Here is an 11,514-nt window from a genome sequence, read left to right as displayed (position 1 = left end):
CGGCGACGCACGTCGCACCCGCGTTGCTGCGGGTGCTCGATCGGCTGGACGACACGCCCGCGATGATCCTGTCCTGCCTCGGCGAGGCGTTGGTGCAGAACCGCATGGCCGTGGCCCTGCTCGGCGACCGCTCCGGGCACACCGGCCTCGCCCGCAGCGAGGTCTACCGGTGGTTCACCGACCCCGCGGAGCGGCTGATCTACCCGGTGGACGACCGCGACCGGCAGAGCCGCGCGCAGGTCGCCAACCTGCGCGCGGCCTACGGCGTGCTGGGCGCGAAGTCGGCGGCCGGGGAGCTGGTGCGGGCGTTGCAGCGGGAGAGCGACGAGTTCGCCGAGCTGTGGCAGCGCCACGAGGTCGCCACGCGGTTCACCGACCACAAGACGCTGCTGCATCCGGAACTCGGCCCGATCGAGCTGGACTGCCAGGTGCTGTTCACCGAGGACCGTTCGCAGGCGCTGCTGGTGCTCACCGCCGCCCCCGGCACCGAGGGCCACGCCAAGCTCGAACTGCTTTCGGTGCTCGGCCATGAACGCTTCACCGACGCCTCCCGGTGATCTCGCCCGCGCGGACCTGCCGAGCGTCGGGCGTTCGACCAACTCGCCGCGCACGCGCACCGCGGCCGGGAATGCGACAGCGCCCGCCCCGGAAGCCGGGACGGGCGCCGTGGTGCGTTGCCGATCAGCGGCGCCGGAACATCAGCGCGCGCTTGACCTCCTGGATCGCCTTGGTGACCTGGATACCGCGCGGGCAGGCGTCGGTGCAGTTGAACGTGGTGCGGCAGCGCCACACCCCGTCCACGTCGTTGAGGATGTCCAGCCGTTCCTCGGCCGCCTCGTCCCGGCTGTCGAAGATGAACCGGTGCGCGTTCACGATCGCCGCAGGGCCGAAGTAGGAGCCCTCCGACCAGTACACCGGGCACGACGTGGTGCACGCCGCGCAGAGGATGCACTTGGTGGTGTCGTCGAACCGGGCCCGCTCGGCGACCGACTGGGTGCGCTCGCGGGTCGGCTCGTTGCCGGAGGTGACCAGGTACGGCTTGATCGCCCGGTACGCCTCGAAGAACGGTTCCATGTCGACCAGCAGGTCCTTGTGCACCGGCAGGCCCTTGATCGGCTCGACGCTGATCGTCGTCTCGCCGCTCTTGGCGAACATGTCCTTCATCAGGACCTTGCAGGCCAGCCGGTTGACGCCGTTGATCCGCATCGCGTCGGAGCCGCACACGCCGTGCGCGCAGGAACGGCGGAACGTCAGCGATCCGTCGACGTACCACTTGATGTAGTGCAGCAGGTTCAGCACGCGGTCGGACGGCAGCGCCGGGATCCGGTAGGACTCCCAGTGCAGGTCCTCGTCGACCTCCGGGTTGAACCGCTGGATGCGGACCGTGACCATGGTCGCGCCCTCCGGGATCGGCGGGGCGTCCGAGGGCAGGTCCGCGGTCTGTTCGGTGTTCTCAACGGTTGCGGTCATCAGTACTTACGCTCCATCGGCTGGTACCGGGTCACGACGACGGGCTTGTAGTCCAGCCGGATGTCGGCCTGGAAGCCGGTCAGGCCCAGCGGCGCGTTCGGGTCCTCGGCGTCGGGCAACTGCTTGTACGACATGCTGTGCCGCATGAAGTTGGTGTCGTCGCGCGCGGTGTAGTCCTCCCGGGCGTGCCCGCCGCGGGACTCCTTGCGGGCCAGCGCGGCGTTGACCAGCGACTCCGCCAGGTCCAGCAGGAACCCGAGCTCGACGGCCTCGAGCAGGTCCGAGTTGAACCGCTTGCCCTTGTCGTGCACCGCGATCCGGCCGTAGCGCTCCTTGAGCGCCTGCACGTCGGACAACGCCTGCTTCAGCGTCTCCTCGGTGCGGTACACCGAGGCGTTCGCGTCCATCGTCTCCTGCAGCTCGGTGCGGATCTTGGCGACCCGCTCGCCGCCGTGCGCGGTGCGCAGGTGCTCGACCATGCCCTCCACGAGCTTCGCCGGGTTCTCCGGCAGCTCGACGTGCTCGTGCTCGCCCGCGTACTCGGCGGCGGCGATGCCCGCCCGGCGGCCGAACACGTTGATGTCCAGCAGCGAGTTGGTGCCCAGCCGGTTCGAGCCGTGCACCGAGACGCAGGCGCACTCACCGGCGGCGTAGAGGCCGGGGATGACGGTGTCGTTGTCCCGCAGCACCTCGCCCTCGATGTTGGTGGGGATGCCGCCCATCGCGTAGTGCGCGGTCGGGTAGACCGGCACCGGCTCCTCCAGCGGCTCCACGCCCAGGTAGGTGCGGGAGAACTCGGTGATGTCCGGCAGCTTCTGCTCCAGCACGTCCTCGCCGAGGTGCGTGACGTCGAGCAGCACGTAGTCCTTGTTCGGTCCGCAGCCGCGGCCTTCCAGCACTTCCAGCGCCATCGAGCGGGCGACGATGTCCCGCGGCGCCAGGTCCTTGATCGTCGGGGCGTAGCGCTCCATGAACCGCTCGCCGTCGCCGTTGCGCAGGATGCCGCCTTCGCCGCGGACCGCCTCGGAGATGAGGATGCCGAGCCCGGCCAGGCCGGTCGGGTGGAACTGGTAGAACTCGATGTCCTCCAGCGGCAGGCCCTTGCGGTAGATGATGCCCATGCCGTCACCGGTGAGGGTGTGCGCGTTGGACGTCGTCTTGAAGACCTTGCCGAACCCGCCGGTGGCGAACACGACGGACTTCGCCTCGAACACGTGGATCTCGCCGGTCGCCAGCTCGTAGGCGACGGCGCCGGTGCAGACCTGCTCGCCGTTCTCGTCCTCGCTCATCGTGACGTCGAGGACGTAGAACTCGTTGAAGAACTCCACCCCGTGCTTGATGCAGTTCTGGTACAGCGTCTGCAGGATCATGTGGCCGGTGCGGTCCGCGGCGTAGCAGGCCCGGCGCACCGGGGACTTGCCGTGGTCGCGGGTGTGCCCGCCGAAGCGGCGCTGGTCGATCCGGCCTTCCGGGGTCCGGTTGAACGGCAGGCCCATCTTCTCCAGGTCCAGCACGGAGTCGATGGCCTCCTTGGCCATCACCTCAGCGGCGTCCTGGTCGACGAGGTAGTCGCCGCCCTTGATGGTGTCGAAGGTGTGCCACTCCCAGTTGTCCTCCTCCACGTTGGCCAGCGCGGCGCACATGCCGCCCTGCGCGGCCCCCGTGTGGGAACGGGTGGGGTAGAGCTTGGTGAGCACGGCGGTGCGGGCGCGCTGGCCCGATTCGATCGCCGCGCGCATCCCGGCGCCGCCGGCGCCGACGATGACCACGTCGTACTTGTGGTGTTGCATGGTCGCCTCCTAGGGCCGATGGCGAGGCCCAGCGGCGGGCCTCGAAGCTGCGCGGGCGGTTCTCAGCCGATGTTCGGGTCGAAGGTGAACAGCACGAACGTGCCCACACCAACGGTCAGCACGACCGAGACGTACAGCAGCATCTTCAGCCAGAAGCGGGACGCATCCTTGCGGGAGTAGTCGTTGATGACGGTCCGCAGCCCGTTGCCGCCGTGCAGCCCGGCCAGCCACAGCATCGTGAGGTCCCAGAACTGCCAGAACGGGTTCGCCCAGCGCCCGGCCACGAACGCGAAGTTGATCCGGTGCACCCCGCCGTCCAGGAACAGCATGATCAGCATGTGCCCGAGCACGAGGAACAGCAGCACGACGCCGGACAGCCGCATGAACAGCCAGCTGTAGAGCTCGAAATTGCTGCGGCGGGCGGCGGCGCGGTGCGGCGAGCGCGGCTTGTCGACCGACAGCGGTGCTTCAGTGGTGGTCATGGGTCAGCCCCCGAACAATTCCGTGACGGCGCGCGTGAGCATCGAGATGGCGGCGGGCACGATCAGCACCAGCCACAGCCCCAGCACGGTCCACAGCATCGGCTTCTGGTACTTCGGCCCGTTCGACCAGAAGTCCACCAGCATGACGCGGATGCCGTTGAAGGCGTGGAACAGCACCGCGGCCAGCAGACCCAGCTCGAACAGGATCATGATCGGGCTCTTGTACGTTTCGATGACCGTGTCGTACGCCTCGGGCGAGACCCGCACCAGTGCGGTGTCCAGGACGTGCACGAACAAGAAGAAGAAGGTGAGCACGCCCGTGATGCGGTGCGCGACCCACGACCACATGCCCAGATCGCCGCGGTAGAGGGAGCCCTTGGCACGAGGGTTGCCCTCGCGCTCGGGCGCCTCCGCCGCGGAGGCGGTGGTGCTGGCCATGGTGGAAGGCCTCCAACGTCGCTGGTGGACTTGCGGCCCGTTCGGGAACGAGGGACGACCGGTGGAGAGTCGTCAGCATCTGCATCCGCACGCCCGTCACCGGCCACCTGAACTAGGGCCTTGGACTTCTCGGATGCTAGACCCGCGTCTCGGGCGTGGCCTACTCACCTGTGCTCTGTGTGATCGACCAGACAAAGCTGCCGGGCCGGTGGATCGATGTAGAAATCAACTCGTGACTCGCGGGCAATGCGCGGCACCCGCGTCAAGGGCCCTTCCGGAGAGCCATGTCACCACATCTGCGCTGCGCATAAGCTCACAAAAGCATTGCGGGCGGTTCGGTGTTCGCGCGGGTGCGTGCTTGTGGCGGCGGGAATGCTCCATTGTCCCGCAGCGCTCGTGAAATGCGGTATTCAGCGTGGCCGAAGGGCTTCGCCGGGTTCGGGAGGTGCGGATGGTGGCGGTGGATTGGGAGTGGTTGCGCGCGAAGGCCGTGGAAGCGGCGGCAACGGCGTACTGCCCCTATTCGGGATTGCAGGTGGGCGCCGCGGCGGTGTGCGACGACGGGCGCGTGGTGGCCGGGTGCAACGTGGAGAACGGCTCCTACGGCTTGACGCTGTGCGCCGAATGCACGCTGGCCGGGCAGTTGTGCCTCACCGGCGGGGGCCGGTTCGTCGCGGTGGCCTGCCGCAGCGGTGCGGGCGAGCTGCTGATGCCGTGCGGGCGTTGCAGGCAATTGCTGCACGAGCTCGGCGGGCCGGACTGCGAGGTCGACACGCCCCGCGGCATCCGCCCCATGCGCGAGGTCCTGCCGGACGCCTTCGAGCTCTGAGCGTTCCGGTCTCGCTTCGCGCCGCTGCGAGCGCGGGTTCCGGCGCTGATCGTTCCGGTGGGCTTGATCGGATGCGAGACTCGGGCGTCTTCGGCGACGGTGCCGGGCGACGGCGAGGAGGTCGGTGCATGGCGCACTCGGTGATCGACGTGATCCGCACCAAGCGGGACGGCGGCAGGCTCGACGACGCGCAGATCGACTGGGTGGTCGCGGCCTACACGCGGGGCGAGGTCGCCGAGGAGCAGATGTCCGCGCTGGCGATGGCGATCCTGCTGCGCGGCATGGATCGGGCGGAGACCGCGCGCTGGACCGCGGCGATGATCGCCTCCGGTGCGCGGCTGGAGCTGACCGGCCTCGCCCGGCCGACCGTGGACAAGCACTCCACCGGCGGGGTCGGCGACAAGATCACGCTGCCGTTGACGCCGCTGATCGCGGCCTGCGGGGCTGCGGTGCCGCAGCTGTCCGGGCGCGGGCTGGGGCACACCGGCGGGACGCTGGACAAGCTCGAGTCGATCCCGGGCTGGCGCGCCCGGCTGAGCGCGGACGAGATCCGTGCGCAGCTCGACGAGGTCGGTGCGGTGGTGTGCGCGGCGACCGAGGGGCTCGCCCCGGCCGATCGCAAGCTCTACGCGCTGCGCGACGTGACCGGAACCGTCGAATCGGTCCCGCTGATCGCCAGCTCGATCATGAGCAAGAAGCTCGCCGAGGGCGCGCAGTCGCTGGTGCTGGACGTCAAGTGCGGCTCCGGCGCGTTCATGAAGGACTTGGCGCAGGCCCGCGCGCTGGCCGACGAGCTGGTCGCCATCGGCACCGCGCACGGGGTGCGCACCAGTGCCGTGCTCAGCGACATGTCGGTGCCGTTGGGCTGCGCGGTCGGCAACGCGCTGGAGGTCACCGAGGCGGTCGAGGTGCTGCGCGGCGGCGGTCCGGCGGACGTGGTGGCGCTGACCCTGGCGCTGGCGCGGGAAATGCTGGCGCACGCCGGTCTGTCCGATGTGGACCCGGCGGAGGTGCTGGCTTCCGGTGCGGCGCATCGGGTCTGGCGCGCCATGATCGTCGCGCAGGGCGGGGATCCGGATGCGGAATCGCCGCGTGCCGCGCACGTCGAGACCTTCCCGGCGCCCGCCACCGGCGTCGTGTCCACATTGGATGCGTACGCGGTAGGGCTTGCGGCGTGGCGGCTGGGCGCGGGCCGCACCCGCAAGGAGGACGACGTGCAGCACGCAGCGGGCATCCGCTGCCTGGCGAAACCGGGCGACCACGTCACCGAAGGCGACCCGCTGCTCGAACTGCACACCGACACCCCGGACCGCCTACCCGCAGTCCGCGAAGCTCTGACCGACGCCATCGCGATCACCGGGGACGAGTTCGCTCCCACCCGGCTGATCCTCGGCACCGTCCACCCCTGACCGGCACCACGTTCGCTCGGGGAGGAACGCGGCGCGTGCCGGGCGTGGAAACGCAGCGGGGCCGCGGTTCCCGGAGGAAGCGCGGCCCCGCTGTCGCGAACGTCGTCAGGCGCTCTCGGCGGCGTAGCCCTCGTCGGAGGAGTCGTCCGAACCGAGCGCCTTGTCCTCGCGCGTGGCGCTCTTCGACCGGCCGCGCCGCTGCTGCTGCTGGCGCGGCAGCGTGGTGGGCGGCGGCGGGGACTGCTGCGCGCTGCCGCCCAGGATCAGCTCCGCGAACGTCGCCATCGCCTCGTCGAGCTGGCCGGCGTGGCGCCGCTCGGTCTCCTCGTTGGCCTGGCGCACCATCGAGTCCACCGCGTCGGAGTCCGGCCGGGACGCCAGCGAGCCGCTGATCTGCGAGAGGTTCTGCGCCAGCGTGCCGCCGAGCTCGCCGAGCCCGGTCTTGACGCCCTCTTCGACGGTCTCCAGCCGGCTGCTCACGCCCTGCTCGACCGCCTCGATCCGGCCGTGCACGTTCTCCTCGACGTTGTCCAGGCGGCTGGAGACCTTGTCCAGCCGGTCGGTGAGCTGCTCCAGCCGCTGCGCCAGGCCGTCCAGCTTCTCGGTGGGGTCCACCGCGGGCCGCTGCGCGAGCTCGTCGAGCTTGCCGCCCAGCTCGTCCCGGTTGCCGGAGACCGCCTCGGTCAGCGCGTGCTGCACGCCGCTACCGGACTCGGTGACCGCGCGCTGCAACGTCTCGCGGGTGCCGTCGAGGTGCTCGTGCACGCCCTCGTCGATCTCGGCGAACCGGCCGCGCAGGCTGGTCTCCAGGCCGTCGATGCGTTCGCGCACCGGGTCGGTGACCGCGCCGGGCAGCGACTCCAGCCGGGAGTCCTGCTTGTCCAGGTGACCGCCCAGCTCGTCCAGGCGCTTGTGGATGTGCCCGAGCTTGTCCTCCAGGCCGTCCATCCGCCCGGCGACGCCGTCGAACCGCCCGGACACGCCGTCCAGCCGGCCGTCCAGCTCGGCGAACGGCTTGGCGAGCTTGTCGAACAGGCCGTCCACGGCGGTCTTGACCTCGCCGATGACCCCGTCCTGGGCGTCGATCTTGGACAGCGCTTCGTCGACCCGCTCGGTCAGCGAGCCCAGCTCGGTGCGGTCCGGCAGTTCGGACAGCCGCTTGCGGACCGACCCCAGCGATTCCAGCGGGGACATCCGGGCGTGGATCTCGTCAAGTGCGTCGAAAATCTGTTGCTGCTCGCTCTCGCGGATTTCGGCCGCACGGGTGAGCATGTTCCGCATGCGGTCGAAGGACATGTTCTCGTTCACGGTGCGGACGTCCTTCGTCGAGGGGCAGGGGAGGACCGATCGAGCGTAGCTAGTCGATCCGCGCGTTCCCAGCCGCCCCCGGGTACTTTCCGTTATTGCGGCCGGGGATCGCACTCCGAATGGCCTCGCGCAGTTGCTCTGTTCAGCGCAATGCGGTTGTGCGGCAATGGAGCGCCCGGACTGCGCTTGAGCTGGCCGGATGACTTTGCAGGCAACGTGCGATCGGGTGGTTTTTCGCTCCGATGCGCCTGCGGACGATGCCGGTTCCGCGGTTGTAACGTGGGGTCATGTCGACACCGGTGAGCTTGGACACGATCCGCTTGGCCCCGAAAGTCCTGCTGCACGACCACCTCGACGGCGGGCTGCGACCGCAGACCGTGATCGAGCTGGCGGCCGAGGTCGGGTACGCCGACCTGCCGCACGAGGACTCCGAATCGCTCGGGAAGTGGTTCCAGGAGTCCGCGGATTCCGGCTCGCTGGAGCGGTACCTGGAGACGTTCTCGCACACCGTGGCGGTCATGCAGACCGCGGAGGCGTTGCACCGGGTGGCCGCCGAATGCGTGGAAGACCTTGCGGCCGATGGGGTGGTCTACGCGGAGATTCGCTACGCACCGGAGTTGTTCCAGGAACGCGGGCTCTCGTTGCCGGAGGTCGTGGAATCCGTGCAAGCGGGATTCCGCGAAGGGGAACGGCGTGCGGAATCGCAAGGAAAACTTGTCCGGATCGGTACCTTGCTGTGCGCGATGCGGCAGAACGCGCGCTCCGCGGAAATAGCCGAACTCGCGGTGCGCTACCGCGACACCGAGGTGGTCGGCTTCGACATCGCGGGACCGGAAGCCGGATTCCCGCCGACCCGCAACCTGGACGCCTTCGAATATTTGCGCCAGCAGAACGCGCACTTCACCATCCACGCCGGTGAGGCGTTCGGGCTCCCGTCGATCTGGGAGGCCATCCAGCACTGCGGCGCCGAACGGCTCGGCCACGGGGTGCGGATCGTGGACGACATCAAGATCGACGAGCACGGCGAGGCGCAGCTGGGCCGGCTGGCCTCCTACGTGCGGGACCGCCGGATCCCGCTGGAGATGTGCCCGTCATCGAACCTGCAGACCGGCGCGGCGGGCTCGCTGGCCGACCATCCGATCGGCCTGCTGAGCAGGCTGCGGTTCCGGGTGACGGTGAACACCGACAACCGGTTGATGAGCCACTGCTCGATGTCCAGCGAGTTCGCCGGGCTGCACGAGACCTTCGGCTACAACTGGGCCGACATGCAGTGGTTCACGGTCAACGCGATGAAGTCGTCGTTCCTGGGCTTCGACGACCGGCTGGCGGTCATCAACGACGCGATCAAGCCGGGCTACGCCACGCTCATGGGCTGATCCGCCGCCGCGCACGGGCCATTCCCCGCGCCAGGCTGCAACGGAGTGAGCGGGCCGTTCGCCCCGCTGGACGGGTCGAGCGGTCCGCTCGCTCGGAACGGCGCGCGCCGCGCGGACTCCGCCGACACGCGCGCGCACCGCTGCGTCCGCACTGCCGGGGCGGAGCGAACGGACCGCTGGTATCCACCCGTCGCCGGGTTCAGTGCTTGCGCAGGCGCTGGTCCTCGAATTGGGCGACCAGTTCGCGCCAGGCGGCGACCTCCGCGTCGAACGGCGGGCTCGGCGGCAGCCGGTTCGGGCTCGGCCGCAGCACGAACGAGACCAGCCAGCCCAGCCGCTCGGACGGTTGCAGCGCCTCGTCCACGGTCTTGTCCCCGGCCCAGGCGGCCGCGTCCAGCAGCAGTTCCTCGGCCAGGTCCAGCTGGTTCGGCTCCACTTCGGACGGGCCTGCGGCGAGGTCGGCGTCCAGCCCGGTCAGCACGTAGGTGTTGTCCGGGTCGACCTCGACCTCCAGCTCACCCGCGTTCGCCCGCTGCGTGACCTGCGGCCAGGTCGCGACCTGCGCGAGGTCGTTGTCCGCCAGCGCCTCGCCTTCGGCCAGGTGCCGGGCGAGCGCGCGCGGCGAGGAGAACACGTCGATGCGCCCGTCGGAACCGAGGAACACCGGGTCGTCGTCGAGGTAGCAGCGCAGCGAGTAGAACTCGCCCGCGGAGGTCACGATCCGGATCGGGTCGATGCCGATCTCGTTCCAGAACGTGGGTTCGGCGTCCTCCACGGTGTCCACATCGGACTCTTCGCCGGTGGCGGGTTCCTCGTTGTCGTCGTCGCTGTCCAGCGCCTCGGCGAGTTCGGCCTCGGCGGTGGCGACCGCGTCAGCGGGCACCTCCGGAGTGGTCACCACCCCGTCCAGCGCGTCGAGCACCTCGTCCCAGCGCTCGGCGACCACCTTGCACACCTGCGCCCAGCGCTTCTGCCCGTCCTTGCCGGTGAACACCAGGGTGCCCTGGTCGAGCAGGTCGAAGCCCTCGGCGGCGTCGAGCACCTCGTGCACCGCGTCCAGCTCGCACACGTCGGCCAGCGAGCGGGCGATCTCGACGATGTCGTGCAGTTCGTTGATCGTCCAGGTGTCCGGGGTGTCCGCGACCAGCTCCGGCACGCCGACCAGGTCGAACTGGTGATCTTCGTCCGGGTTCAGCTCCACCGCCGAGAGGGCGGGCACCACGTGCCACGCCGGGTGGTCGTCGAGGTCGTGCTCGCGGGCGGTGCGCACGAACGCAGCGAGTCTCGAGGCGTCCGGGAACGCGTAGAGGGCCTCCTCGTAGCCGAGGAACGCCTCCCAGTCCTCACCGTCCTCGCGCCAGCGCGGAGCCCACAGGGTGACCAGGTCGCCCTGCGGCAGCCCCAGTTCGATGGGGACGATGTCCTGCGCCATCTTTCTACCTCCGGTGGCCGAACCAGACGTCGCCGAAGCCTACGGGGTGACCGACTCAGGCTTGCTCGCTGGTCGGGTTGCCCACGGTACCGATCCTGTCGAACCGCGCCGCAACCGATTTCCCCTCGCGAGAAGCACCTGGCAGCAGCGCCTCACGGTTGGCGGTACCGGCACCGCCGCGCCGCGTCGATCATGGAGCGAATGGATGTCACGGAGCTGTGGACGAGAATCGTGCTTTGGTTGGGTGAGCACGCACCGGTGACCGCAGCGGCCCTGCTCCCGCCCTACCCGCCGCCGGATTTCAGCGAGCTGGAACGGGAATTCGAGATCGGGTTGCCCGCGGACCTGCGGGAGTGGTGGTCCTGCTGCGGAGGCACCGACGGTGACGTCCTCGCCGACGTGCTGCCGCCGTTCTACACGCCGTACGGCGCGCAGCAGGCGTTGGAAGTGTGGAGCGCGCACCGCAAGACGTGGGCGGCGCAGTGGGAACGACCGGCCTGCGACTACTACGCGGGTTCGCCGGGGTCGAGCTACCACCCGGCGTGGATCCCCATCGCAGGCGACGGCTTCTCCGACGAGCTGGTCGTGGACCTGCGCCCCGGGCCGATGCGCGGGTGCGTGCTGGAGTGGGAGCAGGAGGCCGGTCAGGTGCAACGGCCGGAATGGCGCGACGTGGCGGCGATGCTCGGCGACGTGAACCGGGCGCTGACCGAAGGCGCACCGGCGGGTCACAGCCACCCCACCGTCACCGAGGACGGCAGGCTGGACTGGCAGATCCGCTGAACAGCCCGGTCACCACCCGTCGGGGAGGTGGAACCAGCCGAGTCCCCAGCCCGCCGAGCCGGGTCGAGCCGTGCTGCCGGACTCGGCACCGACGCGACCTGGTCAGGTGCCGATCGGATGCCAGACCGTTTTGAGCTCGGTGCAGGCGCGGAGGCGGTCGATGCCCGACGGGGCCGTCCAGTCCGGCTCCGCGCCGT

Annotated in this window: 10 protein-coding genes and 1 pseudogene; 5 read left to right on the top strand and 6 right to left on the bottom strand. The window is 69.8% G+C overall.

What is annotated here, in order from left to right; all coding sequences use genetic code 11:
• Positions 1 to 557: pseudogene (locus IJH84_RS28150) on the top strand (transcriptional regulator); the annotation flags it as partial.
• A gap of 124 nt (positions 558 to 681) precedes the next feature.
• On the opposite strand, the gene IJH84_RS28145 reads toward IJH84_RS28150, so the two are convergent.
• From IJH84_RS28145 to sdhC, 4 genes are all read right to left on the bottom strand, one after another.
• Complete coding sequence (locus tag IJH84_RS28145) at positions 682 to 1,470, bottom strand: succinate dehydrogenase iron-sulfur subunit (RefSeq protein ID WP_295150964.1); 789 nt, start codon at positions 1,468 to 1,470, stop codon at positions 682 to 684.
• On the bottom strand, positions 1,470 to 3,260 hold the full coding sequence (sdhA, locus tag IJH84_RS28140; RefSeq protein WP_295150962.1) for a succinate dehydrogenase flavoprotein subunit: 1,791 nt from the start codon (positions 3,258 to 3,260) through the stop codon (positions 1,470 to 1,472). Before sdhA ends, IJH84_RS28145 begins: the two co-directional genes overlap by 1 nt.
• 62 nt (positions 3,261 to 3,322) lie before the next feature.
• Positions 3,323 to 3,742 (bottom strand): succinate dehydrogenase hydrophobic membrane anchor subunit, encoded by a 420-nt coding sequence (locus IJH84_RS28135; protein ID WP_200068591.1) that lies wholly within the window; start codon positions 3,740 to 3,742, stop codon positions 3,323 to 3,325.
• 3 nt (positions 3,743 to 3,745) lie between these two features.
• Entirely contained in the window at positions 3,746 to 4,180 is a 435-nt protein-coding gene (sdhC, locus tag IJH84_RS28130) for a succinate dehydrogenase, cytochrome b556 subunit (RefSeq protein WP_200068592.1), read from the bottom strand.
• A gap of 451 nt (positions 4,181 to 4,631) precedes the next feature.
• Here sdhC and IJH84_RS28125 point away from each other — a divergent pair, with 451 nt between their 5' ends.
• Both IJH84_RS28125 and IJH84_RS28120 read left to right on the top strand, forming a co-directional pair.
• Complete coding sequence (locus tag IJH84_RS28125) at positions 4,632 to 5,009, top strand: cytidine deaminase (RefSeq protein ID WP_295150965.1); 378 nt, start codon at positions 4,632 to 4,634, stop codon at positions 5,007 to 5,009.
• 128 nt (positions 5,010 to 5,137) lie between these two features.
• Positions 5,138 to 6,418: a thymidine phosphorylase gene (locus IJH84_RS28120; protein ID WP_295150960.1), complete on the top strand. Its 1,281-nt coding sequence runs from the start codon at positions 5,138 to 5,140 to the stop codon at positions 6,416 to 6,418.
• Positions 6,419 to 6,523: 105 nt separating this feature from the next.
• Here the strand turns inward: IJH84_RS28120 and IJH84_RS28115 are convergent, their stop codons facing one another.
• Complete coding sequence (locus tag IJH84_RS28115; RefSeq protein ID WP_295150958.1) at positions 6,524 to 7,726, bottom strand: hypothetical protein; 1,203 nt, start codon at positions 7,724 to 7,726, stop codon at positions 6,524 to 6,526.
• A 287-nt stretch (positions 7,727 to 8,013) separates the two neighbouring features.
• Between IJH84_RS28115 and IJH84_RS28110 the strand changes: the two genes are divergently transcribed.
• Positions 8,014 to 9,102, top strand: coding sequence for an adenosine deaminase (locus IJH84_RS28110; RefSeq protein ID WP_200068595.1), 1,089 nt, complete (start codon positions 8,014 to 8,016; stop codon positions 9,100 to 9,102).
• A 199-nt stretch (positions 9,103 to 9,301) separates the two neighbouring features.
• Here the strand turns inward: IJH84_RS28110 and IJH84_RS28105 are convergent, their stop codons facing one another.
• A complete protein-coding gene (locus IJH84_RS28105) occupies positions 9,302 to 10,534 on the bottom strand; it encodes a primosomal protein (protein ID WP_200068596.1) in 1,233 nt (410 codons plus the stop codon).
• Between the two features lie 201 nt (positions 10,535 to 10,735).
• On the opposite strand from IJH84_RS28105, the gene IJH84_RS28100 reads away from it, so the two are divergent.
• Positions 10,736 to 11,317 (top strand): SMI1/KNR4 family protein, encoded by a 582-nt coding sequence (locus IJH84_RS28100; protein ID WP_200068597.1) that lies wholly within the window; start codon positions 10,736 to 10,738, stop codon positions 11,315 to 11,317.
• Positions 11,318 to 11,514 lie beyond the last annotated feature (197 nt).

Source organism: Saccharopolyspora sp., assembly GCF_017434145.1.
Taxonomy (GTDB): Bacteria; Actinomycetota; Actinomycetes; order Mycobacteriales; family Pseudonocardiaceae; genus Saccharopolyspora_C; species Saccharopolyspora_C galaxeae.
Note: the sequence above shows the minus strand (reverse complement) of the source record. Positions and strands in the feature narration are given on the sequence as shown.

Coding starts and splice junctions, on each gene's coding strand:
- sdhC (WP_200068592.1), bottom strand. CDS start 4,180: ATGGCCAGCACCACCGCCTCCGCGGCGGAGGCGCCCGAGCGCGAGGGC.
- IJH84_RS28120 (WP_295150960.1), top strand. CDS start 5,138: ATGGCGCACTCGGTGATCGACGTGATCCGCACCAAGCGGGACGGCGGC.
- IJH84_RS28110 (WP_200068595.1), top strand. CDS start 8,014: ATGTCGACACCGGTGAGCTTGGACACGATCCGCTTGGCCCCGAAAGTC.
- IJH84_RS28105 (WP_200068596.1), bottom strand. CDS start 10,534: ATGGCGCAGGACATCGTCCCCATCGAACTGGGGCTGCCGCAGGGCGAC.
- IJH84_RS28135 (WP_200068591.1), bottom strand. CDS start 3,742: ATGACCACCACTGAAGCACCGCTGTCGGTCGACAAGCCGCGCTCGCCG.
- IJH84_RS28100 (WP_200068597.1), top strand. CDS start 10,736: ATGGATGTCACGGAGCTGTGGACGAGAATCGTGCTTTGGTTGGGTGAG.
- sdhA (WP_295150962.1), bottom strand. CDS start 3,260: ATGCAACACCACAAGTACGACGTGGTCATCGTCGGCGCCGGCGGCGCC.
- IJH84_RS28125 (WP_295150965.1), top strand. CDS start 4,632: ATGGTGGCGGTGGATTGGGAGTGGTTGCGCGCGAAGGCCGTGGAAGCG.
- IJH84_RS28145 (WP_295150964.1), bottom strand. CDS start 1,470: ATGACCGCAACCGTTGAGAACACCGAACAGACCGCGGACCTGCCCTCG.